The organism is uncultured Microscilla sp., assembly GCF_947493425.1.
In the GTDB taxonomy this organism is placed as follows: Bacteria; Bacteroidota; Bacteroidia; order Cytophagales; family Microscillaceae; genus Microscilla.
Map to the genome: position 1 here is coordinate 1 of NZ_CANLRP010000019.1, position 26,311 is coordinate 26,311.

Genomic DNA, 26,311 nt, shown 5'->3' on the forward strand with positions numbered 1-26,311 from the left:
AATCTGCCCCTTTCACGGGCAATTATTTTTCATCCCACTACTAAAGACAGTGGGCTTTCAAATAATATTTATCGTAAAACTACCAAACTTAACTAAATGCAGTAAATTCACAGAATTTCATCTTTAATTGTTGTGCCTCTTCAACAAGCAGGTACTACCTTCTTTTGGATTGCTTTATTTTTTATTCACCTAACAGGCACTCGGTCTATGCACTTGATACAACCTTAAACACTATATAAGATTGCCAACATGACAAGTATACATAGCATTATCTACAGCTTATTTATTGAGAGACAAGGCGCACAAAACATTGTGGCTCATTTGGTAACTGAACACGGGCTGGAAAAAGCTCAAGCTACTCAAATAGTGACCGATACCTTAAAAGAAATTGCAGAGGTGAGTAGCCACGCAAACATTCGCCCAGTGCTTTATACCAGGATTATACAGGCAATGGAAGGCAAGCAAGACCATAAAGCACGGGTAAGGCATTTGCTCAAAGAATACGGGAGTTTTGCCAACAATGACGATGATATAGAAGACACTATCTCAGCAATCATGGCAGGACGTAATATATACAAAACAAAAAAAGAAGCTAACGAAAAGTTGGCGAATGTAGATGATGAAATCAAGGAGAAAGTACTTTTCTGGCGAAACAATGCCTTCCCAAATAATGAAATTGTTGAAAAGCTCATTAAAAAATACTCCCTGCCAGAGGATGAAGCCAAGCATATTGTAAAAACCATTCACTTGTATAAGAGCAACGAAGTACGTACTGAAGTAAAAGAAATGGAGAAAGCCGCTGAACACTCTAACAACAAATATATAGGGGCTATATTGATGGTGATGGGTGTGCTTATTACAATTTTCCTGTTTGTTTTTGACGAAGAAGGCGACTTTGAGGACTATATTATTTATGCCATTGGCTTGGCTATAGGTGGGTTTATTCAAATGATGGCAGGGTGGAATAAACGAGCATATAAAAACGATTAGACGCCTATAAATTTCATTTATTTTGTCAACCTTCCCATTATGCTTGCCGTTTATTCAAGTAAGAATAATTTATCGATCAAACACTAAAATATATGCAACCCAAACCTTCTCCCCTTCTTATCATACAACATTGTCTTACCATACATCATACACATTTGAGCATAGGTAATAATATTTGAAATAAGCATTTTCATCAAACTTTGTATAATTTAATATAAGTACAAGGCAGAGTTAAACATACCCTAATGAGTAGGTGTCACTATCTTATGATGCGTGAGTTATTCTTACTTGTAGCTTATGGCTAATTGCTCGCTGCTACTTACCTCACAAAACTTTATAAAAACATGGAAAAATTTCAGGAAATAAGTGACGACATCAGAAACAAGGTAATTGATTGGAAAAGCAATGCTTTTTCACATACCGAAATCATTGACAAACTAATGACTGTATACCAACTACCTGAGTCTAAGGCAACCCATATTGTCAATAATATCTATACCATGCACGCATTATTGGAAATGGCCACGCACTCAGGAGGTCAGGCTGAAAATAGCGCCCGTTTAATGGGCACCTAACTCCGCCACAATAATTAACGATACCCGGCTACGACTTACCCCTTCAAACTCAAAAGTTTGCAGGGGTATATTATATCCATACGTCAGGTGTGCCACCCCAAACAGGTTAAACCCCACTTCGGGTATAACCCGCATATCTTGCTCAATCAGGTTGGTATAGTAAGCATAGCTCAAGCGTGCAGTCAGTGGCACCCCTCTTATCCAGGCTACTTCATAACCAAGCTTTCCTCCAAGCACAAACTCTTTCCGAAAGTTAAACTCTGTGGTTAAGAAAGTACTACTTACTCTTTCGGGAACATTGAGCGTGATAAAATCATGGGAAGGTTTTATTTTCTTGGTAATAAGGCTTACCCCTACTTCGGCAAAACTATTGTATTGATACGTATACCCTCCTCTGATTCCCCACTGTGCCTGAGTTTGCTGGATGGTACATATAACAACTAAAGCTATGATGATGAGCCTGATAGATTTCATAGAACTTTTCTGGAACTTGATAACTAATGAATACAATTTGACTATATCGTTTGATGGGTAGTAGCGTGCAAGTATTCATCTAACATTTGTATAAGGGCTCTAGTGTTATTTCCTACTTGCTTTTTATGAATCTTAAGTTCATCAATTTGTACTACTGGCATGATGCGTGTATTGGAGCCGGTTTTGAATGCTTCGGAGGCCTCTTTGAGTTCTTCAAGGTAAATGTCACGTTCTTCTACCTCAAATTTAGTTTTTGCCAATTCGATGATAATTTTACGAATGACTCCCCTTAATATATTGCTTTTGGGTGTAACCAAAGTATTGCCTTTAAATATAAAAAAGTTATTGCGGGTACACTCACTAATATTACCGTCCAGATGGTACAATGCATCAGTAGCTTTTTGTATTTGCGCTGCTTTGGCTATTACCAAGGCACGCGAATAGTTGGTGGTTTTTATTTCGGGTAACTCTCGTTGATACTCGTGCGTAATGATTTTTACTCCCTCAGTATACCGTGTAGGTGATATTGGGCGAAGGTCTTCTATTCTAATTAAGAAATTGGGCGATTCGGATGCATGAAAACCGCTTTCAGAGTAGCCACCTGTCATCAATAGTCTCACACCTACATCCAAGGCTTTATCAGCTCGCCAAAAGAGCAATTCTTCTATTTTTTCTTTGATCGTGTCACGGTCTGTCTGAAAGTTTATATCAAACGATTTTACAGAGTTTTCAAACCTTGTTAAATAATCGTCTAAGTGGGCAAAAGTGGTACTGTAGGTACGAAAAAAATCAAACACACTATACCCTCGCAATATGCCCAAATCGTTTACTTTAAATCTTACTTCGTCCTCAGGGAGTATTTGTCCATTGAAATAACAATAATTGCTCATGATATTTTTTATTAGGTGATATGGCAGCGGGTGAGTGGCTACCGAAAAGCTCGCCACATTTTAGGAATAAAAATCCATTTATTATTTACATAAGTCAATCCATCATAACGCATACCTGAGCTACTGCCTGGCCTTACATACCTAAAAGTATAAATGCTAATTCCTCTGGTAAACTTATCTAAGATTTGAATGTATCCTCCGGCAAATCTATCTTTTTCGCTCTTTGACTCATTGCCTGGAACCAGTACACTGACCAATACATCAGTTTGCCCCTCTTTAGCCTTGATCATTTTCTCATTTGCATATTTTTTATGCAAGCTTTCGCTGTAATCATATAACTTTTGAGCGTCTGCTTTGGTCTTCATGATTGCCTGGCAGTCTGTCAGTGTAGCTTTTAGGCCGATCACAAGCGCATTGTTTTTTGCCTTATTTATATCTTCGGCTATTTGCCTGACTCCTGTTTTGGTATTGGCATAATTTAGCCCTTTTTGGACTCGGCAGGCATTCAAACCAGTTATTAAAATGATGAGAAATAAAGAGATTTTTTTCATTTTGCTTAGGCGATTTGCCCCTCCTCTTTTTTCTTTCCTACTGCCTGAATTATCAACACTGCCAGTGCCCAAAATACATTGCCTCCTATCAACAAAACCAACAAATGTTTCCAGCTGCTTTTTTGTTGCTCATAGGGCGACATCGCTGGTTGTAATAACAAATAGTTTTGGGACTTTTTGATCGAGGGATTTAGGGTCTTTACTGCCCCAGCAAAAGTATAACTACTAGGATACTCTCGATAGAACAGGGTTTTACGCTTGAGGCGTTTTTGAAACATCTCTTTATAGTTAGGCTCTATCCCTACATAATGTTTGCCTACAAATACATTTGGCAAAGTTTGAGATGTATTGGTTGCTACTAAAGGGGCTACGTAATAATGAAAACTTCCTTTTTTAGGATCTGATTTGTCAACCAATGAATCTTTGACCAATTGATAACCAATTTTTTGGGCATCTATGGTATAGCCTTTAAAGCTGAAATAATCATATTTATTCTTTGCTTTTAGGGCAGTGTTAACGTCTAACGATTGGGCGACACGGGCATTGGAAAGGGTGCTGTAGTCGTGGTAATAAAACCTAAACAATACTGCAAACACAATAGACCAAAAAAAAGCAAAAACCCCTACCTGTGGCTTGAGCTTTGCTTTGTAAGCTACATTGGCTATCAATGTACCCACCCCTAATGCCACTATCACAAACAACAGCCAAGACCAAATAAAAGAAACCTCTTGTGAGAATAACTCTATGAGGTATACTGTGCATAAAATAGCTACATTGAATACCAAAGTAACCATCAAAAATCCTGTCAATTTCTTCTGCATAAGTTTATACCAAGATTTTAGGTAATAGAACTTGTTTAAGGTTTTTTCAAATAATTCAAAATGGTTCTTTTACCCATATACTTCGTTGTGAAAATGCTCATTTAGCTAGGCTAAACTCCGCCTTCTACGCCTCGTCTATGTGAAAAATCACTCATTTTGCTCTCAATGCCAAAACCTTAAACAAGTTCATAAAGAAGTGGTTTTATACTATGCTTCAAAAGAGCAAAATAAACTCTTGTGATGTGCTTGACAAAACCGCCCCAAAAGTAATACATTTCTCAGTATAATCTATTGTACAGGATAGATGTTTTGTATTTAGGCAAGGTTTACTACTGCTTGATACACCCCTCTGACTACTTCAGTCATTTTGTCAAAATCCAGTGTATCTATCGTGTCAGTGGTTTCGTGGTAATGAGGATTGCGATAAAAGGAAGTGTTATTAATCATGACAGCAGGGTAGCCTTCGTTCCAGTAACTGGCGTGGTCTGAAAAAGTAATGCCAACCATTTGCGGAGGAGCATTGATGGCTTGTACATCAATGTTTGCGACTTGTTTCATACTAGTTTTTACCTCTTGTACCAAGGTCTCTTCTCCGGTTTTGCCTACCACTACAATAAAGTTCCCTACTGAAGGGTAAATAGCCGCCAGTTCGGGAATAGGAAATTGTTGTGAATTGGGTTTATCGCTGTAGTAACCAATCATTTCGAGGCAAATCATGGCTTTGATGTCTACTTTATTTTGACTCATAGACCGGGCATGTACAGCGCTGCCCTGCAAGGGAGTTTGAAAAAACGGAGGTTCTTCTAAGGTATAAGCTACCAAGTCTACCCGACAATTAAGAGAAGGCTGTAGTTGGTCAATCAACCGTCCTACTTCGAGCAACCCTGCCACTGCACTTGCATTATCATCGGCTCCTGGTTGGTCGCCACATACGTCGTAATGCGCACCCAATACAATACGGGTATTATACCCCACACCAAACGAAGCAATGAGGTTTTGATAGGTGTTTCCTTCTGCGTCGTAAGTTTGTACTTCTGTAAGGCAATCCCATTTCTTATACTCTTCGTGGATATAATGAGCAATGGCATTCAATGACTCAAGATTTTGGTAATTTCGTGGTGGGTAGACTGATGTCAGCTTTTGCACATCGGCATATAGCCGCTCTTTACTTACCGGGATAGCATGCATGCTCATATAGTAATGACGGATTATAAAAGTAAAAATAAAGTAACCGATGTTACGAAGTTTGCATTTAGGGAATTGATGGCTTAGCACTACGTGGCTCAAAAGTAAGCGTAAGCCTGTTTACTAATTTCTTGATATGTGATATAATCTGGGGAAAAAATAAATACAATCAACCTCCTTTAGAGGTAAAACCCACCACCATTAGAATAAGCCCCAATATGCTCAAACCAATGGCTCCATACAAAGACATTTTGGCGGAGTTTTCTGCTCCTTGTACAAGTTCTTCTTCAGATTTGGTAGACACAATAAACTCTTCGTCTTTTTTGGTAGGCTTTACTACTGCCAAATGTCCATGGCTTTCGGCTGCCTGCCCCAAAACGTATAATTTATGATTGTTGGGAATGATCTCTTCTATGTATCGATACCCAGTAGTGGTACCACGAATACCGTAGGGATCATAACCAGTGGGCGGTTCAGGTTGGTATTCGTCAAGCGAGGTAATGGTGTGTCTTTGGGCTTTATCCATTTCAACCAAAATACGTCCACTGCCATCGTCTAAATAAAAAGGAGCAAACCGTTCATTGTCAGATACAGTTTCTTGGTGATTGTGCACCACTTCACGTTCATAGTAGTTTCCCTCATCGTCTTGTTGTCGGACTATTTCCAACGTTTCATACTCGTGGATTACTCTGGCACGGTAATAAACTACCTCGGCGTTGGTATGTTCAGATTGAAGGGGACTATCAGAGCGTGACATCCCTGATAGTTCCACTATATTTCCTCTGTAATTACCGTCTAATCCATCGCCTAGCTGTTTGTAAATATCTACCACATCAGCCACCTTTGAAGTCTCATGGTATTTGATATTCAAAGCTTTACTCAATTGTCTTTTGCGGTTGAACCACAACGCTACTGCTATAGCGATCAGGACTACTCCAATAATTACTAAGGCCATAATCTTTGTGTTTTCTAAAATTAGTTGATGGTCAAAGATTTGTTCTCTTGAATCAAATCATCGTACTCATCTGCTGTTTTTGCAACCATTTGTACAGCTGCCTCAAACTCATTCAAGTCAAGGTTTTTACCAGCCAATGAATAGCTAAACGATACAGTTCCATCAAAAGCTAACCCAAATCCTCCGAAAGGAATGTTAGCATTTAAACGAAGTAACTCTTCGGTAAGCGAAGCATTGATTTCTATGTCTTCGGCAAGGTAAGAGTATACTTTTACCAATACATCGTCGCTATGCCAGGGTAGCACCTGAATAGTAACAGTAACAGTACCGAAAGTAAAGGTATAGAAATCATCAATTTGAACTATTTCATAATCATGAAACAGTTTTTCCATAAATCCTTCTACTACTTCTTTGGTTTTGTTAATGAGCTCTTCATTAACGCCAGTTTTTAAAACAGTGAATTTTGGCATAGTTTATTTAAATTTAAATATTTGTTCTATGTAAAATAATTAAGACTTAACCACCCTGATTTAGTTTAGCGCGCAAACGAGCCAGGTCATCATCAACAGCCGAGTTTTGCTCGAGCATTTTGAAGTCATCATCCAGTGAGGCATTCTCACCTTCAGCCAGCTCGGTAAAAGCTTGAGCTTCTGCTTCTTGCTTAAGGATTTTTTCTTCAAACTTGTCAAACTTAGAGAAACTACTGCTAAAATCAAGGCTGCCTACCTCTTTAGCAATTTGCTTTTGAGCCTTGGCTGCTTCACTTCTTGCCTGTAATGTAGACTCTTTCATCCTTGCTTCGTTTAGCTTAGACTTAAGCATATCTACCTGGCTTTTGAGCTTGCTGGTAGTAGAAGACGCCTGATCATACATGCCCTTGTATTGATTGGCTTGTCCTTCTGAGTCTGCTTTTTTAGCCAACGCCTTGCGGGCTAAGTCTTCATTGCCAGCGCTAAGCGCCTGCATTGCTTTTTGCTCCCATTGTTGCGCAGCCTTGGCGTGTTGTTTATAATCACGTTCCAGCTTTTTTTCCTGTGCCATTGCAGTGGCAAGACCAGATGTGGCTTTAGAAATAGATTCTTGCATTTCTACCACCATCAACTTGATCATCTTGGAAGGATCTTCAGCTTTGTCAAGTGCGTCGTTAATGTTTGCTTTAAAAATGTCAGAAATTCTACCAAAGATACCCATATATTGGTTTTTGATTTAAGGTGAATGGTAATAAATTAAAGTTGTTGTAATAATACAAAATATCTTGATGATTCTAAAAAATATAAAAAAATATTATGATTTTACATAAAACATTACATTCACTGTATTTTTCATACTCTAGAACACTGTTTTTGGGCAACTTATATTTCACGGTATGAAAATATATTTTTGTATTTGTGCAGGTAGTTTTTGGTCTTACTGTCAAAAAACAAGGGTAATAAATCAACATATATAGAGGCTATGCAAAAAGCAATGTCTATAAGTTATGAGAAAAACCTCATAAAAGTACAAAGTACCTGATTTCAGTTTTTTTTGCACTTTATTACTTAAAGTAAATCACACTATTACTTTTAAGCATAGAAAAACAAGGTTGAACGTGAAGGTTATATAACAAAAAAACTCTTGCCCTATACAGCACAAGAGTAATAAATATATAATTATCTGAAGAGTTTATGCTAACAATAACACCTTAGGCGCGTTTCAGCTGGCGTTGTCCTTGGTTTGTTTTGATTTGTTGGTTCAACGATTCCATCAAATATATTTTAACAGTTCCTTTTTTATCTAGTGTCTGGCGGTTTTTCCAAAGGTCAAGGAACACTTCAACAATACATTCATCAATGATGGCATCATTGCTAGTAAACCTACGACCATATTTGACCAGCAAGGGCACATTGAGTTGAAATATTTCTTTGACTGTATTTTTATCTCCTTCTATCAGTTTTTGCCAAAATAACTCATCATTTTTCATTTGCCTAGATATTTAAAAAAGTTTGTTTATTAATTAATAGGGTTTAGTTCTCTATAATTTTTTTAAAATGCTTATTACATAATTCGTAAAAACAATGAACAATGGCTAATATCAGGTGTTAGCATTTTGTTAGACTGAGCATAATCACCTTAAAAATGACCAGTTTTATGATAAAAAAAATCAATTGCCAAGTAATTCACTGACAATTGATTGGGTAGTTTATCTTCAAATAAATAGTACAACTTTATATCATCACTTTTCAGCTTATCTCAAATAAAACAATCACCAAACATTGTCTGGTGATTGATTACGCATAATATATTCGAGATTAAGTCATTTTTAGTACTTCAAAAAAGTTTTATGGAGCATCCGTTCTCCGTTTTGTATTTTTATATAGTATTTACCCAAAGGCAACTTCAATACGTTGAGGTTAAACTGGGTACCTTGTTTTTGCAAGCTCCCCTGATATATGGTTTGTCCTCTTTCGTTGTATACTATGGCTTTCACTTCGTTGATGTCTTCCTCGTTGAGTTTAATTTTAAGTACGCGTGCACTAGGGTTGGGGTACATCTGTAGATCAGCCTTCAACTCCTGGAGGTTATCCATCACCAATACAGGTACTTTTACAGCATCGCCTTTGGCTCCATTTGTATTATAAGGCACTGCACTCAAAACATGCTCACCAGGAGTGTTCCAACTTATAGTTACTTGGTTGCCCGCTTGCTTTACTATTTTACCACCTTCTACCTGCCACTGAACTTTAGCATCTTTGGCTACATCGGCAGTATAGGTTTGGGTATTGGTAGCTGATAGGCGCACTACAGTAGCACCCGACACACCAAAACCGGCTGGGCGCAAACGCGTATCATACAGAAATTGGCTGATACGTGGCAAAACATCTGTGTGCAAGTGCCCTAAGTTGAGTACGCTACCAAAAAAACTGGAAATATCTCCACCTTTTACATGCACAAAATGTCCACGTCTGTTGTAAGAATAAAACTTGCGAGGGGCTCCTCTGTCTCGTGCCCTGCCATCTACCATACTGCCACCATACGACACAGGCAAGTCAAACCCCACTACTAAGGGAGAAATAATTTTAAACGGTTGTTTTGCTCCATAAGACACTGCAAGATCATTACTACTATGAAACATAAGGGTTGGTACGTCGGTACTGCCTTCTATATGTTCCAGGTAGCCTAGCGCCCCTGCCAAAGATACCACTGCATTGGCTTTTCCATCTAAGTGTTTGTTGTCTCCTACACAATCAAGACAACCTTGATCGGGCAGGTTGTACGACTTTGATCTAAACCAGCCTTTCCAACGGTACCGGGTGCTACGTGTAGCGGCTGGACGCTCTGCATCACGATCTAAGTAAGCATTTTGTAAGGCAATAAAACCGCCTGCGCTATGCCCTGCCAGAAATATTTGGTCAGGGTCTATGCCCAACCTTTCGGCATTGGCACGAAAATAACGCACTGCCGAGCGACCATCTTGTACGCCACGATAAACGGCTCTTAGTGCCGCCCCTTCATCAAATACATTCATCCCCAAACGATAATCAATGGCAGCTGTGACATAGCCTCGCTTTGCCATGCTAATTGCCAAGTCTCTAATATCGCCATACTTGCGGTTGCCTATCACAAAACCACCACCAAAACACACAATAAATACAGGGCGTTTCACCTTGGTATCGCCAAAGGGCTGAAAGATGTCCATGTACAAATCACGGTTATAAGTATCATGTTCCTTGACATTAATGGGCAAGCCAGCCGAAATGGTAGCATACCAACCTCCGCCTTTTTTGGGTTGGGGCACTTGCGTGCTAAACCGTACATTTTGAGTTTCGCTTACATTGGCAAACACCTCATCGAGGTATCGCTGCTGCGACCATACTGTAGAGCTCAACAGCAATACAAGACTTAATAGTGTGGTTACTCTTTTCATTCCAAGTAATAAATTTGATGTTTAAAATTATAGTGGTTGTATATTAAAATACATTTAGCTGCACCATACAGCTAAACGCATGTCCTTCTCCTTGAGCAATCCACCCTCAAGCATTGACTGGTGATGGACTGTTTACTTTCTTGAAAAAAATCAGCGAATATTGATAAATAACATTGGTCAATTAATGACTATAAGTACTGTATTAAGCAAAAAAAATCACCTAAAATGTAGCCAAGGTATTTACAACTATTTGTTGCAAACACCTTAGCTACTCTACACTATGATGGACTTAAAGTAATCATTAGTATTTTAGAAAGGTTTTATGGAGCATTCTTTCACCATTTTGTATTCTGATATAATATTTACCCAAAGGCAATTTCAATACGTTGAGGTTAAACTGGGAACCTTGTTTTTGCAAGCTCCCCTGATACACGGTTTGTCCTCTTTCATTGTATACTATAGCTTTCACTTCGTTGATGTCTTCCTCGTTGAGCTTAATCTTAAGTACACGTGCACTAGGATTAGGATACATCTGTAGGTCAGCCTTCAACTCCTGGAGGTTATCCATCACCAATACAGGTACTTTTACAGCATTGCCTTTGGCTCCATTTGTATTATAAGGCACTGCACTTAAAGTATGCTCGCCAGGGGTGTTCCAGCTTATAGTTACCTGATTGCCAGTTTGCTTTACTATTTTACCACCTTCTACCTGCCACTGAACTTTGGCATCTTTGGCTACATCGGCAGTATAGGTTTGGGTATTTGTAGCCGATAGGCGCACTACAGTAGCTCCTGAGACACCAAATCCGGCTGGGCGTAAACGCGCATCATATAAATATTGGGCAATGCGTGGCACAATGTCGCTGTGCAATTTTTTGCGACCAAGTGCACTGTTAAGGAGCCCGTCTACATGCAAGTCATGTCCACGTTTATCGTAAGAGTAAAACTTGTGAGGAGCATTTACACTATTGGCGCGGTTTTGCACCAGGTTAGTTCCAAATGCTTCTGGCAGGTCAAACCCTGCTATCAAAAAAGAGAAATTTTGAAAAGGCTGCCCTTTGTCATAATTGACTATGAGGTCATTTTTGCTGTGAAACATAATGCTTGGCACATCATTTTCGCCTTCTACATGCTCTAAAAAGCCCAGCCCACCTGCCAAAGATACTACCGCATTGGCTTTTCCGTTGACGTGTTTGTTGTCTCCTGCACAATCGAGGCACCCTTGATCAGGAAGGTTGTAGGTTTTTTCTACCAACCAGGCTCCCCAACGATAACTTGACTTACGGGTAGACGCCGGACGCTCCACGTCACGATCTAAGTAGGCATTTTGCAAGGAAATAAAAGCACCTGCGCTATGTCCTCCTATAAATATTTGATTAGGATCTACTCCCAACCTTTCGGCGTTGGCGCGGAAGTAGCGTACTGCCGAACGACCATCTTGTATGGCACGGTATACACCTCGTAATGAAGCTCCTTCATCAAACATATTGACACCCAAACGGTAATCAATAGCGGCTGTAACATAGCCTCGTTTTGCCATACGAATTGCCAGCTCTCTGATGTCTCCAAATTTGCGATTGCCTATTACAAAGCCACCACCAAAACACACAATAAACACTGGACGTTTCACATTATTATCGCCAAAAGGCTGAAAAATATCCATGTGCAAATCACGGTTAGAAGTCTCATGCTCTTTGGCATTGATGGGTACACCAGCTGCTATTGACTCATACCAACCACCACCTCTTTTGGGTTGGGGCACTTGCGTACTAAAGCGCACATTTTGGGTTTCGCTTATGTTGTCAAATACCTCATCGATGTATCTCTGCTGCGACCATACAGTTGAAGTAAACAACAGCACTAAGCTTAATAGTGTGGTTAACTTTTTCATTTTGTGTAAAATAATTTAAATGTAAAATTACATTGGTTGTATAATAAATTGTAATTCGCTGTACAGTACAGCTAAGCATAGAGATTGTTCTATATAGATATTTTCATTGGTATACAATTCTTAAGTTTTTTGATAAAAATCAACTATCAGGCAACACCTGACAGTTGATTGCACAATTCATTTTGCTTGAAAATTAGAATATTAAAAATATGAGAGTCGATTCACTGTTTAGGAATGGTGAGAAATTAAATTACCATTCTTGAGGTAGAGGTTTTGTTTTGAGACGAGGCTATTTTTTGCGCCCATAGCAGCGCTACGGGTAATAAAAATAACGAAGTATCAAGGCGAAAAATCACCCCTCAGAGTGTAAATTTATTTTTGAACAATTCCTTATTAGTATTTCAAAAACGTTTTATGTACTACTCGCCCACCATCTTGAATCTTGATATAGTATTTACCCAGTGGCAAGTTCAACACGTTTATATTAAACTGTGCTCCTTGTTTATTTACATCGTTCTGATATACTACTTGTCCCCTTTCGTTATACACCGCTATTTTTACTTGGTGAACACCTTCCTCGTTGAGCTTAATTTTCAGTGTATGGGCACTTGGATTGGGAAACATTTGCAAGTCAGCCTGTAAGCTACCACTTTCACCCATTACCAGTATTGGCACACTCACCATACTACCTTTTGCATCGTTGGCAGCATAAGGTATTGCGCTCAAACGATGTTCACCAGGGGTGTTCCAACATACAGTTACTTTGTTTCCTTTTTGTCTGATAATTTTACCACCTGTCATTTGCCATTTCACCTTAGCAAGGTGTTCAGCATCAATGGTGTAGGTTTGAGTATTGTTTTGCTGCATATTTACAATTGAAGCTCCTGCTATGCTCAATCCGGCAGGGCTTAGGCGGGTATCGTACAAATATTGGCTCATACGGGGTAAAATATCGCTATGTAGATTTGAGCGGTTGTTACCATTGACGTGCACGTCGTGCCCTCTGCTATCGTAAGAATAAAAAGCACGGGGGGCATTTACTTGGTTTGCTCTGGAGTCAATACGACTGCTACCATAGGCTATAGGCAGGTCAAAACCAGCCACTAACCACGAAATACTACCAAATGGTTGTCCAGAATCATAGGGTACAGTATTGTCATTTTTACTATGAAACATTACATTAGGAATATCGCTACTGCCTTCTATATGCTCTAAAAAGCCAACTGCACCAGCTAAAGACACAATGGCATTGGCTGCACCACTCACTTGCTTGTTATCTCCTGCACAATCAAGGCACCCCTGATCAACTAAATCATAAGTTCTTGAGCCAAGCCAGGAACCCCAACGATAGCTTGAGTTGCGGGTATCGGCAGGTCTTTCGTTGTCTTTGTCTAAGTAAGCAGTTTGTACGGCAATGAATGCCCCTGCACTATGCCCAGCAATAAAAATCTGGTTTGGGTCTACGCCCAAAGAGGCTGCATTGGCTCTGAAATAACGAATGGCGGAGCGTCCATCCTGAACTCCACGATAAACAGCTCTAAGGGCAGCTCCTTCATCAAAAACATTCATTCCCAAACGGTAGTCAATCGCCGCTGTAACATAGCCTCGTTTTGCCATACGAATTGCCATCGTTCTAATGTCACCCAAGTTGCGGTCTCCTGCCACAAAACCACCACCAAAACATACAATTAATACCGGGCGGTTTGTATTATTATCGCCAATAGGTTTGAATATATCCATGAATAAATCTCGCTTGCGGGTATCGTGCTCCTTGGCATTGATAGGCAACCCTGTAACCGATTCATACCATCCTCCACCGGGCTTAGGTTCAGGCACTTGCGTACTAAAACGCACTCCTTTGGTTTCGTTTACATTTGTAAAAATTTCGTCGATATAACGCTGTTGTGCCCACGCTCCGGCAACCGCCAACAACATAAGGCTTAATAGTGTAGTTAAACGTTTCATTTGTGTAATAAAATTGAAGTACTTATAAATTGTAAATTAATCTGATATGTAAAATCCTTGTTCGTATTGAATGTCTTCTATTCTTTCTGTACTATTTTATTCTCAGTCTGTATTGTGTATAATTTATTTCTTTATTGGCAGATCACTCCTTGATAATGTTCTATGTATTCTTGTTACTTTTTTTGCGAATTTATAAGGTCATATACCCTGTTTTGGAGAAAAGTACTTTGCTTGTACCTTTTCATAATAGTGTAATATCGTTCGAGCGTCATCCCTCTCTCTACTATGACCTTGTCATCTTCTACTTTCTGCTTAAGCTGTGTTTGCTTCACTGTATTGCGTATGCTGTTCAATGCTGTTTGCTCTGTTGAAGAGATTTCGATTTGTTGCTGAGTAAACTTGGCACGCATAATTTCACCAAACCTCTTTTCGCTTAGTGAGCTTTTGAGCACTGCATCACGTACCGCCATTTCGGGATTACCACGTGGACGTAACCTCAAATAGTTATAAATGGAGGCAAACTTTCTCAATTCTTTGTCCGAAAACTCCTGCTTGGAAGCCTGCTGTTTGGAAGGCACCTTTGTGCAAGAAAACAAGCATAAAATGCTCAGTAAAAAAACTATGTATTGTTTTGACATGAGTTAAAAGCTTAAAAGTTGTATAATACAACTATATGATTAATATCGTAGGTGCAAAAACAATTTTAACAGTATAGTTTATTGTACCATGTGGGTTTCCCCTTTTCTTATAATGAAAATACCTTTAATTAAACCTTCGCTAATTTAGAAGTGCCTGAATAAGTAAGAAAACATTACAATGTAACTTACTACTCAAAGAAGTTTTGCCTGGTGTGTAAAGTATAAAAATAGTATGAACGCATACTATAATATTATGAATGCATACTATTATTTACTGCGAATGTACAATAGCGTTTTTAATTACGCAAACAAAAACCCTAAAAAATCACATTTCAAGGAATAATATTACATAAAGCAATGAATGACCAATGGTTAGTACCCTAAAACAATCAAAAAACAAAATATCACTATACGTCAAAATATTAACTTTTGAAATACTTTGTATTCTTAGTAGCTTTGCCTTCATATTATCAATATATTCTACCTTATCTCTTATCTTACTGATCTATTACATAGCTTAACAACCTATCAACTTTTCAGTATGCGAAACATTTGAACGTAAGTATATGGCAAAAGTCGCATTAATTACAGGTATCACTGGGCAAGACGGTGCTTATTTGGCAGAGTTTCTCTTAAATAAAGGATATGAAGTTCATGGCATCAAGCGTCGCACCTCCCTTATCAATACAGATAGAATAGACCACCTGTACCAAGACCCACACGAAAGTGAAATTAAGCTTACCCTACACTATGGAGACTTGACAGACTCTACGAATATTATAAGAATTATTCAAGAGGTTCAACCTGACGAAATTTACAATTTGGGCGCAATGTCTCATGTAAAGGTAAGTTTTGACTCCCCCGAATATACTGCCAACGTAGACGGAATAGGCACACTTCGTATTTTAGAAGCTGTACGGCTACTTGGGCTTACCCAAAAAACAAAAGTGTATCAGGCGTCTACTTCTGAGTTGTACGGGTTGGTTCAAGAAGTGCCTCAGAGCGAAAAAACACCATTTTACCCCCGTTCGCCTTACGCTGTAGCCAAGCTATATGGCTACTGGATTACAGTAAACTATCGCGAGGCTTATCAAATGTATGCAGTCAACGGGATTTTGTTCAATCACGAATCGCCATTAAGGGGAGAAACTTTTGTAACCCGAAAAATTACTCGTGCTGTGGCGCGAATTGCTTTGGGACTACAAGAGAAAGTTTATTTGGGTAATTTGGACGCCAAACGTGATTGGGGACACGCTAAAGACTATGTGAAAGCCATGTGGCTGATGCTACAGCAAGAAACACCAGAGGATTATGTAATTGCTACTGGTATTACTACTCCAGTGCGTGAGTTTGTTAGAATGGCATTTTTAGAGCTGGGTATTGAAATTGATTTTGAAGGTGAAGGAGTAGATGAAACCGCAGTGGTAACTAACTGTAAAAACCCTGATTATCAGATAAAAAAAGGCACTCAAGTAGTAGCAGTTGATCCTCGCTATTTTAGACCAACAGAAGTAGATTTACTCATAGGAAACCCCGAAAAAGCCCAAAAGCAGTTAGGCTGGACTCCTGAATATGATTTACCTGCCCTGGTAAGCGATATGGTAAAATCAGATATCGAATTGTTTAAACGCGACCAATACCTAAAAAAAGGTGGACATAATATAATGAACTATCATGAATAAAAACAGTAAAGTGTATATTGCTGGACATAGAGGAATGGTGGGTTCTGCTATTCTGCGACGTTTGCAACAAGCAGGGTTTGACAATTTTGTATATAGTAGCTCAAAAGATTTAGATTTAAGAAATCAAGCAGCAGTAGCTGATTTTTTTGCAAGAGAAAAACCTGAATATGTGTTTTTAGCGGCCGCCAAAGTAGGGGGCATAGTTGCCAATAATACCTACCGGGCAGAGTTTTTATATGATAACTTGATGATCCAATCTAATGTGATTCATCAAGCTTATGTACATCAAGTAAAAAAACTATTGTTTTTAGGCTCATCTTGCATATACCCTAAACTTGCTCCTCAACCTCTGAAAGAAGATTACTTGCTTACGGGAAGCCTGGAACCCACCAATGAACCTTATGCCATAGCCAAAATAACAGGGGTTAAAATGTGTGAAGAATACCGCTTTCAGTACAAGTGCGATTTTATCTCAGTCATGCCCACCAACCTATACGGCACTAATGATAACTATGACCTGAAAACATCACACGTACTGCCTGCTTTGCTGCGTAAGTTTCACGAAGCCAAACAAAACAACGAGCCCTCAGTAGAAATATGGGGCACCGGCTCTCCTTTACGCGAGTTTTTGCATGTAGACGATTTGGCGGATGCTTGCTATTTTTTGATGAAAAACTACAGCGAAAAAAGTTTGATCAATATAGGTACAGGTACAGATATTAGTATTAAAGATTTGGCACTTCTAATCAAAGAAATTACTGGTTATAATGGTGAGTTACGTTTTGACGCCTCCAAACCAGACGGTACTCCCAGAAAATTAATGGATGTAACCAAGTTACACCAGCTAGGGTGGCAACATCGAATAGAACTAAAAGATGGCATAACATCTACTTACAAAGAGAAGTTTTTGATTTAACCTAATTTATACATGAAAATCTTAATCACTGGCGGAGCAGGCTTCATAGGCTCTCATGTAGTACGGTTGTTTGTAAACAAATACCCTGACTACCAAATATTTAACCTAGACAAGCTTACCTATGCAGGCAACTTAGACAACCTCAAAGATATTGAGCAAAAGTCTAACTATCACTTTATAAAAGGAGATATTGTAGACCAAAACTTTGTACAGGAGTTGTGTCACAAACATAAGTTCGATGGCATCATTCACTTAGCTGCCGAGTCACACGTAGATCGTTCTATTCTCAACCCTTTGGAGTTTGTTCAAACCAATGTGATAGGTACGGTCAATTTGCTAAATGCAGCACGCGATATCTGGAAAGAAAATTATACAAATAAGCTTTTTTACCATGTATCAACTGACGAAGTGTATGGCTCTTTGGGTAATGAAGGGCTTTTTACCGAAAGTACCGCTTATGACCCTCACTCGCCCTATTCGGCATCCAAAGCCAGTTCAGACCATTTTGTCAGGGCTTACCATGACACTTATGGTTTGCCAATTGTCATCTCTAATTGTTCTAACAATTATGGCGCTTACCAATTTCCTGAAAAACTTATTCCTTTATTTATTCATAACATTAAGAATAGTAAGCCTCTACCAGTATATGGCAAGGGAGAAAACGTGCGAGATTGGCTATATGTAGTAGACCATGCCAGGGCTATTGATTTGGTTTACCATCAGGGCAAACAAGGTGCTACTTATAACATTGGGGGGTTCAATGAGTGGAAAAACATTGATTTGATTCGCTTAATGTGTCAAGTGATGGACAAAAAACTAAACCAGACAGAGGGTACTGCCGAAAAACTCATTGAGTTTGTAAAAGATCGCGCAGGACATGATTTACGCTATGCCATTGACGCTTCTAAAATTAACCAAGAACTGGGCTGGAGTCCTTCTGTTACTTTTGAGCAAGGCATAGAACTAACTATTGACTGGTATTTGGAAAATACTCAATGGCTAGACAATGTGACAAGTGGTAATTATCAAACCTACTACGAAACTCAATATGTTAAACGATAACCTACAACTATAAAAGCGAACTACAATGAAAGGAATCATATTAGCTGGTGGATCAGGTACTCGTCTGCACCCTCTTACCTTGTCGGTAAGTAAACAATTGCTCCCGGTATATGACAAGCCCATGATTTATTACCCGCTTGCTACCCTTATGAGTGCAGGTATTCAAGAAATTCTTATTATTACTACTCCACAAGATAATCAATTATTTAGAACTTTGCTGGGAGATGGCAAGCGTCTGGGTTGCTCTTTTTCTTATGCCATCCAAGAAAACCCTGAGGGATTGGCACAAGCTTTTATTATAGGTGAAGAATTTATTGGAAGCGACAGCGTAGCGCTTATTCTAGGCGATAATATTTTTTATGGCACAGGGCTGGAAAAAATCTTGCAGGAGCAAAACAATCCCAAGGGAGGGGTGGTATTTGCCTACCACGTATCTGATCCTGAGCGCTATGGTGTAGTAGACTTTGATGCTAACAATAAAGCCATTTCTATTGAAGAAAAGCCAAAAAAGCCCAAGTCTAATTTTGCCGTACCTGGTTTGTACTTTTATGACAATCAGGTAGTAGCAATGGCCAAAAACCTTAAGCCTTCTGCCAGAGGTGAACTTGAGATTACAGACATTAATCGTATTTATCTGGAAAAAGAACAACTCTCGGTAGGCATTTTAGATCGTGGAACTGCTTGGTTAGATACAGGCACATTTACCTCGCTTATGCAAGCAGGTCAGTTTGTTCAGGTCATAGAAGAGAGGCAAGGACTGAAGGTAGGTTCTATTGAAGAAACAGCTTATACCATGGGCTATATCAATAAAGAAGAACTTATGGCAATAGCTCAACCATTGGTAAAAAGTGGTTATGGCAATTACTTGATTAATTTGGTAAAACAAGAATTTTAAGCAAAACAATATAAAACGTTTCACAATGCCTTTTAAAGAAACTCCTCTCAACGACCTTTGGTTATTTGAACCCAGAATTTTTGAAGATAACCGTGGTTATTTTTACGAAAGTTTTAACCAAAATGAATTTACCAAAGCCACTGGTATCACTTTGCCTTTTATCCAGGACAATCACTCGTTCTCAAAAAAAGGGGTACTGCGTGGATTACATTTCCAAAAGCCACCCCATGCTCAAGCAAAGTTAATCAAGGTGATTCAGGGAACTATTTGGGATGTAGTGGTAGACTTAAGAAAAGATTCACCCACATTTAGTCAGCACCTGGGGTTTGAGCTTTCGGCAGAAAATAAAAACCAGCTATATGTACCTCAGGGGTTTGCCCATGGTTTTATTGTATTGAGCGAGTCTGCTGAAGTGTTATACAAATGTGATGATTTTTATGCCCCACAAGCAGAATCAGGGATTATTTACAATGATCCTGACCTTGCTATTGATTGGAAAATAGATAGTAGTAATATAATTATTTCAGAAAAAGATGCAGTTTTAGCCACTTTTCAAACAGCTGATATACCGTTCTAGGCTATTTTAACATTATCTCCTTGTTTTAGGTCAGAAAATACCCTTAACTTTACTTGCTCAATACTGTCTCATGTTTTAACTATAAACTGAAATGTATAATCACCCCTTTCATCAAAATGATTTAAGCCAATGTGTTTTCTTAATTACAGGAGGAGCTGGCTTTATCGGTTCTAATCTTGTTGAATACTTGCTCAAATACCAAGCAAAAGAAGTAAGAGTATTAGACAACCTATCAACTGGTAATTACGACAATATCCAACCGTTTGAAAAACACAAACAATTCAAGTTTATAGAGGGTGATATACGAGATATAGAGGCTTGTCAAAAAGCTTGCAAGGGAGTCGATTACATTTCTCATCAGGCTGCTTTAGGGTCTGTACCCAGAAGCATAAACGATCCTGCTACTACCAATGCAGTAAACATCAGTGGGTTTCTAAATATGATGATTGCAGCAAAAGATAATCACATAAAAGGTATAGTATACGCTTCATCATCTTCAGTATATGGAGACAGCACGCTTTTGCCTAAACAAGAGGATAAAATTGGACACCCTTTGTCACCTTATGCAGTCACCAAACTTGTCAATGAGCAGTATGCACGAGTATTTGGTCAAGTGTATGGCTTGAAACTCATAGGGCTCAGGTATTTCAATGTGTTTGGTCCTCGTCAAAGCCCTAGAGGTGCTTATGCTGCGGTTATCCCCTTATTCATTCAAGCGCTCATGGACAACCAACCTCCTACTATTTTTGGAGATGGGGAACAAACCAGAGACTTCACCTTTATTGAAAACGTGGTTCAAGCCAATATAAAAGCTATGTTTGCAAGCAAAGAAGCTGCTTGGGGTGAAGCATATAATATTGGTGTAGGCGGACGAACATCGCTCAATGAGTTATTTAATATTTTGAAAGACAAATCTGGAAAACACTTTACCCCCACCTACAGTGAACCCAGAGTGGGCGATGTGAGGGATAGCTTAGCTGATATTAGTAAAGGCAACAATTTATTAGGCTATGCCCCTCAAATAACCATTCAAGAGGGCTTACAACTTACGCTTGATTGGTTCAAACAAAATACAAGTAAAGTTTAAGGTAAAATTTAGACAATTGGTGTAATGTATATTAATCTAATATTTTCTTCATAATATTGCACCTTGAATAAGTCTTAATATTTGATATTAATAATATAAGATTGATGGATAAAAAACTGGCGATTATAGGGTTAGGCTATGTAGGCTTACCACTTGCTGTGGCGTTTGGCAATAAATATTCAGTCATAGGATTTGATATAAACACCACAAGGATCAATGAACTCAAAAACGGTATTGATAAGACGCTTGAGGTAAGTACAGAAGAATTGAAAGCTACTCAACTACTTACATTTAGCGATGATGTAGAAGCTATTCGTGGTGCTGATATCTATATAATCACTGTACCCACGCCTATAGACCATTCCAAACAACCTGACCTCACACCACTTAGGAAGTCATCTGAGAGCATTGGTAAAGTACTCAAGAAAGGAGATATTGTAGTGTATGAGTCTACTGTATTTCCGGGCTGTACAGAAGAAATTTGTGTGCCCATACTAGAAGCTCAAAGTGGGCTAAAGTATAATGAAGATTTTTATTGTGGTTATTCTCCTGAAAGAATCAACCCAGGTGATAAAGTGCATACTGTAACTAAGATCAAAAAAGTAGTTAGCGGTAGTACACCAGAAGTAGGGCAGGAACTCAATGATCTATATGGATCTATAATCACTGCTGGGACTTACTTAGCTTCTTCTATCAAGGTAGCAGAAGCTGCCAAAGTGATAGAAAACTCACAAAGAGATTTAAATATTGCTTTTGTAAACGAATTAGCACTCATATTTGACAAGCTAGACATAGACACCCATGATGTTTTAGAGGCTGCTGGGACAAAATGGAACTTCTTGCCGTTTAGACCAGGGTTAGTAGGCGGGCACTGTATTGGGGTTGATCCTTATTATCTCACTCATAAAGCCGAAAGCATTGGTTATAACCCACAGGTAATTTTATCAGGAAGAAGGATTAACGATAATATGGGGCAATATGTAGCCAATAAAATTATCAAATTATTGATTCAAGGTAACTTTACTATTCGAGAGTCACGTGTATTAATTTTAGGTTTCACTTTCAAGGAGAACTGTCCTGATACCCGCAATACCAGGGTAATTGATGTAGTGAAGGAATTAAAAGAATTTGGAGTAAACGTAGAAGTTTATGACCCTCATGCAGACAAACATGAAGTAAAGGAAGAGTATGGCTTAGACCTTATTGACCAACCTAATGGGCAGTATGAAGGGATTATGTTGGCAGTTTCTCATACTGAGTTTGAGGGCTTCCCTTTGAGTACTTATAAAAAAGAAAATGCTATTGTGTATGACGTAAAAGCGTTTTTTAATAAGGAACAAGTTGATGCCAGATTATAAATATCCTAGTATCTGTTGGTATGGAAAAAATAACTAGTCAAAATATTCAAATGGTTGACCTTAATGGTCAATACAAAAAAATAGAGGTAGAAGTAAATGAGGCCATTCAAGAAGTTATCAACTCTTCTCGATTTATTAATGGTCCTCAAGTAAAAGCTTTTGCTGAGGATTTAGCGCATTACTTAAATGTAAAGCACGTCACTCCTTGTGCTAATGGTACTGATGCATTACAAATTGCCTTGATGGCATTTGACCTTCAACCTGGTGATGAAGTCATTGTTCCTGCATTTACTTATATAGCTTCAGTAGAAGTAATCGCTTTGCTAGGCCTTGTACCAATATTGGTAGATGTAGACCCAAGTACGTTTAATGTGTCTGTTGATGCTATCCGTCAAGCAATTACTCCACGAACCAAGGTTATTTTACCTGTACATTTATTTGGACAGTGTGCCAACATGGAAGCTATCATGAGTATAGCTAAAGAGCACAAGCTGTGGGTACTAGAAGATAACGCACAGGCAATTGGTGCACAGTATACTTTTTCTGATGGAAGTACCCAATCAGCGGGTACTATTGGGGATATTGGAACGACCTCGTTCTTTCCTTCCAAAAACCTAGGGTGTTTTGGTGATGGTGGTGCTATGACAACCAATAATGAAGTGTTGGCTCAAAGCACGCGCATAATAGCCAGTCATGGACAAACCAAGAAATATATTCACGATGTAATAGGAGTAAACTCTCGGTTAGACACTATACAAGCGGCTTTGCTACAAGTAAAGCTCCAACACTTAGACTCGTACATTGAAGCTCGCCAAAAAGCAGCCAATTATTACGATCAGGCATTTGCAGAATTTACGCACCTGAAAACTCCTGTACGTTCTGATGCATCTACTCACGTATTTCATCAGTATACTCTTCAAATGGAAGACTCCAGTAAAAGAGATCAATTGAAGGAGCATTTGCAAAAAGTAGGCGTACCATCGATGGTTTACTATCCACTACCTATCCACTTTCAAAAAGCATTTACGCATTTTGAAAACATTGAATACAAAAAAGGGGACTTTCCAATCGCTGAAAAACTATGTGACTCGGTCATATCATTACCTATTCATACTGAGCTTAACGAAAGCACCCAAGATTATATCATAGAACACGTTAAACGTTTTTTCAATTAAGGCTATGAATGATTTTTTTGCGCATGAAACCGCTGTAATAGATGAAGGGTGTTCTATTGGTAAAGGCTCTAAAATATGGCATTTTTCGCACATCATGCCCAATTGTACCATTGGAGAAAAATGTAATATTGGACAAAATGTGGTTGTTTCGCCAGAAGTAGTTTTAGGAAAAAATGTCAAAGTGCAGAACAATGTGTCTATCTATACAGGGGTTACCTGTGAAGATGATGTCTTTTTAGGCCCCTCAATGGTTTTTACTAATGTAACCAACCCTCGCAGTGCTGTTAATCGCAGAGGGCAATACACCAAAACCAATGTTGGCAAAGGAGCATCTATTGGAGCCAATGCCACCATTGTTTGTGGACATGACATAGGTAAATTTGCTTTTATTGGTGCGGGTGCAGTGGTTACTAAAAATGTGCCTGCTTACGCATTGGTAATTGGCAATCCTGCCAAACAAACTGGCTGGATGAGTGAGTATGGACATCGTTTGGAGTTTGACCAGAGCGGTTTTGCTATATGCCCCGAAAGCCAGGAAAAATACCATCTAGTAGGTGGTATTGTCAAAAAATTAAAGCCTTAAAAAATTATTACGATGAAAAACTTTGCCCTTATAGGAGCTGCTGGATACATTGCTGTAAGACATATGAAAGCTATCAAAGAGACCAATAATCATTTGATAGCTGCCTTGGATCCTAACGACAGTGTTGGAATTATTGACAGTTACTTTCCAAATGCAGACTTTTTTGTTGAATTCGAACGGTTTGACCGTCACATCAACAAAATTCATAAGACTAGCCAAAAAGTAGACTATGTAAGTATTTGCAGCCCTAACTATTTACATGACTCTCATATCAGGTTTGCGCTCAAAAATGGTGCAGATGCTATTTGTGAAAAGCCACTGGTGCTCAATCCTTGGAATATTGATGCATTACAGGAGGTAGAACAGGAAACAGGTAATAAATTACACACCATTTTGCAATTACGCCACCACCCTTCTATTATTGCACTCAAAGAAAAGATAGACAATGCTCCTGAGGATAAAATCTATGACATTGATTTAACCTATATTACTTCACGTGGTAATTGGTATTTTACCAGTTGGAAAGCCAATCATGAAAAATCGGGTGGTATTGCTACCAATATAGGCATTCACTTTTTTGACATGCTCACCTTGATTTTTGGCAAAGTAAAAGAGAACATTGTACACGTATCAGAGCCCAAAAGAGCTTCTGGCTTCCTTCAACTCGAAAAGGCGCGGGTTCGCTGGTACCTAAGTGTAGATTATGATGCACTTCCTGAAGAAGTAAAGGCTAAAGGCCAAAGAACCTTCCGATCTATTACTGTAGAAGGCGAAGAAATAGAGTTTAGCCAAGGCTTTACTGACTTGCATAACATATCTTACCAAGAGATTTTGAAGGGAAATGGTTTTGGTTTAGAAGACGCTCGACCAAGCATTGAGATAGTGCACCAAATCAGAAACGCTACTCCACTTGGGTTAGTTGGAGACTATCATCCTTTTGCAAATAAAGAAATTGAGTACCACCCTTTTTATAAAGGCTAACTTATCAGATTTTTATTCTTACAATCAATATACATTCACTCATTTTTATAGGTAAAATTTAACATTCACAATGGATTTAAAAGGCAAAAAAGTTTTAGTAATTGGAGGTGCTGGCTTCATTGGAAGTTTTGTAGTTGCTGAATTATTGAAAGAGCAAGTCGATCAAGTAGTAGTATACGACAATTTTGCTCGAGGCAAAAAAAGTTACCTCACAGAACAGCTCGAAGATTCAAGATGTAGTATTTACCCTAATGGAGGCGACATACGTGAGATAGACATTTTGAATGATGCTATGAAAGGGATGGACTTTGTAGTTTGTCTAGCAGCCATGTGGTTATTACACTGCAAAGACTTTCCGAGAACAGCCTTTGACGTAAACATTGCAGGTACTTTCAATGTACTTGAGGCTTGCGTTAACAACAATATCAAAAAACTGGTTTGGTCATCATCAGCTTCTGTATATGGCGATGCTGTGGAGCTGCCTATGACAGAGTCACACCCATTTAACAACAAGAACTTTTATGGTGCATCTAAGATTGCTGGTGAAGCTATGGCTACTGCTTTTAATGACCGTTATGGGCTGAATGTAATTGGGCTTAGGTATATGAATGTATACGGTCCTCATCAAGACCAAACAGCAGCTTATACTGGTGTAGTACCTATTATGCTTAATAAAATTGAAGCAAACGAAGCTCCTAGTATTAATGGCGATGGAAGCCAAGCCTATGACTTTATCTATGTAGAGGATGTGGCACACTGTAATGTACAAGCTTTAAAAAGCGATGTGGAGTTTGGCATGTATAATGTAGGAACTGAAGTACAAACAAGCATTAACGAACTTTGTGAACTGATCTTAGAGTTAAAAGAATCTTCATTAAAAGTACAGTACAACCCTTACTCAGAAGATGATGCCAGAGCGCTTGTAAAAAATAGAATTGGTTCAAGGGAAAAAGCAGAAAAAGAGTTAAACTTTAAATACAGATACGACTTAAGAGAAGGTTTGCAAAAACTGATTGAGTGGCGTATTGCCACAGGAGTAGATAAAAATAAGGTGAATGTTTAAGTACTAACCCAAGGTTGGCAGTCAAAAGTTTAGGGCATAAAAGTACCAACCAATCCACAAAAACTCACAAAGCAATCATTAGTGTATAATTAT

The 26,311-nt window shown here is 38.7% G+C and carries 26 protein-coding genes; 13 read left to right on the forward strand and 13 right to left on the reverse strand.

Going from position 1 to position 26,311, the window contains the following annotated elements; translation table 11 throughout:
* Nucleotides 1-249 precede the first annotated feature (249 nt).
* Nucleotides 250-990, forward strand: coding sequence for a hypothetical protein (locus Q0954_RS07490; RefSeq protein WP_299455546.1), 741 nt, complete (start codon nt 250-252; stop codon nt 988-990).
* A 344-nt stretch (nt 991-1,334) separates the two neighbouring features.
* On the forward strand, nt 1,335-1,565 hold the full coding sequence (locus Q0954_RS07495) for a hypothetical protein (protein WP_299455548.1): 231 nt from the start codon (nt 1,335-1,337) through the stop codon (nt 1,563-1,565).
* On the opposite strand, the gene Q0954_RS07500 is transcribed toward Q0954_RS07495, so the two are convergent.
* From Q0954_RS07500 to Q0954_RS07560, 13 genes are all read right to left on the reverse strand, one after another.
* Nucleotides 1,551-2,039 carry a hypothetical protein gene (locus Q0954_RS07500; protein WP_299455550.1) on the reverse strand — a complete coding sequence of 163 codons (489 nt, stop codon included), beginning with the start codon at nt 2,037-2,039 and terminating at the stop codon, nt 1,551-1,553. The genes Q0954_RS07495 and Q0954_RS07500 overlap by 15 nt on opposite strands.
* Before the next feature lie 41 nt (nt 2,040-2,080).
* On the reverse strand, nt 2,081-2,929 hold the full coding sequence (locus Q0954_RS07505; RefSeq protein ID WP_299455552.1) for an aminotransferase class IV: 849 nt from the start codon (nt 2,927-2,929) through the stop codon (nt 2,081-2,083).
* A 38-nt stretch (nt 2,930-2,967) separates the two neighbouring features.
* The gene (locus Q0954_RS07510) at nt 2,968-3,480 is read right to left on the reverse strand and encodes a hypothetical protein (RefSeq protein WP_299455554.1); all 513 of its coding nucleotides are present in this window, start codon (nt 3,478-3,480) and stop codon (nt 2,968-2,970) included.
* Between the two features lie 5 nt (nt 3,481-3,485).
* Nucleotides 3,486-4,301 (reverse strand): hypothetical protein, encoded by an 816-nt coding sequence (locus tag Q0954_RS07515; RefSeq protein WP_299455556.1) that lies wholly within the window; start codon nt 4,299-4,301, stop codon nt 3,486-3,488.
* A 315-nt stretch (nt 4,302-4,616) separates the two neighbouring features.
* Complete coding sequence (locus Q0954_RS07520) at nt 4,617-5,495, reverse strand: M28 family peptidase (protein WP_299455558.1); 879 nt, start codon at nt 5,493-5,495, stop codon at nt 4,617-4,619.
* Nucleotides 5,496-5,655: 160 nt separating this feature from the next.
* Nucleotides 5,656-6,441 carry an E3 ubiquitin ligase family protein gene (locus Q0954_RS07525; RefSeq protein WP_299455560.1) on the reverse strand — a complete coding sequence of 262 codons (786 nt, stop codon included), beginning with the start codon at nt 6,439-6,441 and terminating at the stop codon, nt 5,656-5,658.
* A gap of 20 nt (nt 6,442-6,461) precedes the next feature.
* Nucleotides 6,462-6,911 (reverse strand): YbjN domain-containing protein, encoded by a 450-nt coding sequence (locus Q0954_RS07530; protein ID WP_299455562.1) that lies wholly within the window; start codon nt 6,909-6,911, stop codon nt 6,462-6,464.
* A 46-nt stretch (nt 6,912-6,957) separates the two neighbouring features.
* Nucleotides 6,958-7,632 (reverse strand): PspA/IM30 family protein, encoded by a 675-nt coding sequence (locus Q0954_RS07535; protein ID WP_299455564.1) that lies wholly within the window; start codon nt 7,630-7,632, stop codon nt 6,958-6,960.
* Nucleotides 7,633-8,122: 490 nt separating this feature from the next.
* Nucleotides 8,123-8,401: a sigma factor gene (locus tag Q0954_RS07540; RefSeq protein ID WP_299455566.1), complete on the reverse strand. Its 279-nt coding sequence runs from the start codon at nt 8,399-8,401 to the stop codon at nt 8,123-8,125.
* Between the two features lie 339 nt (nt 8,402-8,740).
* Nucleotides 8,741-10,345 (reverse strand): carboxylesterase family protein, encoded by a 1,605-nt coding sequence (locus Q0954_RS07545; protein ID WP_299455568.1) that lies wholly within the window; start codon nt 10,343-10,345, stop codon nt 8,741-8,743.
* 301 nt (nt 10,346-10,646) lie between these two features.
* Entirely contained in the window at nt 10,647-12,236 is a 1,590-nt protein-coding gene (locus tag Q0954_RS07550) for a carboxylesterase family protein (RefSeq protein ID WP_299455570.1), read from the reverse strand.
* Nucleotides 12,237-12,629: 393 nt separating this feature from the next.
* The gene (locus Q0954_RS07555) at nt 12,630-14,201 is read right to left on the reverse strand and encodes a carboxylesterase family protein (protein ID WP_299455571.1); all 1,572 of its coding nucleotides are present in this window, start codon (nt 14,199-14,201) and stop codon (nt 12,630-12,632) included.
* Nucleotides 14,202-14,374: 173 nt separating this feature from the next.
* Nucleotides 14,375-14,839 carry a hypothetical protein gene (locus Q0954_RS07560; RefSeq protein ID WP_299455572.1) on the reverse strand — a complete coding sequence of 155 codons (465 nt, stop codon included), beginning with the start codon at nt 14,837-14,839 and terminating at the stop codon, nt 14,375-14,377.
* 566 nt (nt 14,840-15,405) lie between these two features.
* Between Q0954_RS07560 and gmd the strand changes: the two genes are divergently transcribed.
* From gmd to Q0954_RS07615, 11 genes are all read left to right on the forward strand, one after another.
* The gene (gmd, locus tag Q0954_RS07565; protein ID WP_299455574.1) at nt 15,406-16,521 is read left to right on the forward strand and encodes a GDP-mannose 4,6-dehydratase; all 1,116 of its coding nucleotides are present in this window, start codon (nt 15,406-15,408) and stop codon (nt 16,519-16,521) included.
* A complete protein-coding gene (locus tag Q0954_RS07570; protein WP_299455576.1) occupies nt 16,514-17,437 on the forward strand; it encodes a GDP-L-fucose synthase in 924 nt (307 codons plus the stop codon). Before gmd ends, Q0954_RS07570 begins: the two co-directional genes overlap by 8 nt.
* Nucleotides 17,438-17,449: 12 nt before the next feature.
* Nucleotides 17,450-18,499: a dTDP-glucose 4,6-dehydratase gene (rfbB, locus tag Q0954_RS07575; protein ID WP_299455578.1), complete on the forward strand. Its 1,050-nt coding sequence runs from the start codon at nt 17,450-17,452 to the stop codon at nt 18,497-18,499.
* A 25-nt stretch (nt 18,500-18,524) separates the two neighbouring features.
* Complete coding sequence (rfbA, locus tag Q0954_RS07580) at nt 18,525-19,394, forward strand: glucose-1-phosphate thymidylyltransferase RfbA (RefSeq protein WP_299455580.1); 870 nt, start codon at nt 18,525-18,527, stop codon at nt 19,392-19,394.
* A gap of 25 nt (nt 19,395-19,419) precedes the next feature.
* Nucleotides 19,420-19,971 carry a dTDP-4-dehydrorhamnose 3,5-epimerase gene (gene rfbC / locus Q0954_RS07585; protein WP_299455582.1) on the forward strand — a complete coding sequence of 184 codons (552 nt, stop codon included), beginning with the start codon at nt 19,420-19,422 and terminating at the stop codon, nt 19,969-19,971.
* Between the two features lie 91 nt (nt 19,972-20,062).
* Entirely contained in the window at nt 20,063-21,058 is a 996-nt protein-coding gene (locus tag Q0954_RS07590) for an SDR family oxidoreductase (RefSeq protein ID WP_299455584.1), read from the forward strand.
* A gap of 104 nt (nt 21,059-21,162) precedes the next feature.
* Nucleotides 21,163-22,416 (forward strand): nucleotide sugar dehydrogenase, encoded by a 1,254-nt coding sequence (locus Q0954_RS07595; RefSeq protein WP_299455586.1) that lies wholly within the window; start codon nt 21,163-21,165, stop codon nt 22,414-22,416.
* A gap of 20 nt (nt 22,417-22,436) precedes the next feature.
* Nucleotides 22,437-23,591, forward strand: coding sequence for a DegT/DnrJ/EryC1/StrS aminotransferase family protein (locus tag Q0954_RS07600; RefSeq protein ID WP_299455588.1), 1,155 nt, complete (start codon nt 22,437-22,439; stop codon nt 23,589-23,591).
* 4 nt (nt 23,592-23,595) lie between these two features.
* Nucleotides 23,596-24,174, forward strand: a complete 579-nt coding sequence (locus Q0954_RS07605; RefSeq protein ID WP_299455590.1) for a DapH/DapD/GlmU-related protein — start codon at nt 23,596-23,598, stop codon at nt 24,172-24,174.
* Between the two features lie 12 nt (nt 24,175-24,186).
* Nucleotides 24,187-25,155, forward strand: coding sequence for a Gfo/Idh/MocA family oxidoreductase (locus tag Q0954_RS07610; protein WP_299455592.1), 969 nt, complete (start codon nt 24,187-24,189; stop codon nt 25,153-25,155).
* 70 nt (nt 25,156-25,225) lie between these two features.
* Entirely contained in the window at nt 25,226-26,218 is a 993-nt protein-coding gene (locus Q0954_RS07615) for an NAD-dependent epimerase/dehydratase family protein (RefSeq protein ID WP_299455593.1), read from the forward strand.
* Nucleotides 26,219-26,311 lie beyond the last annotated feature (93 nt).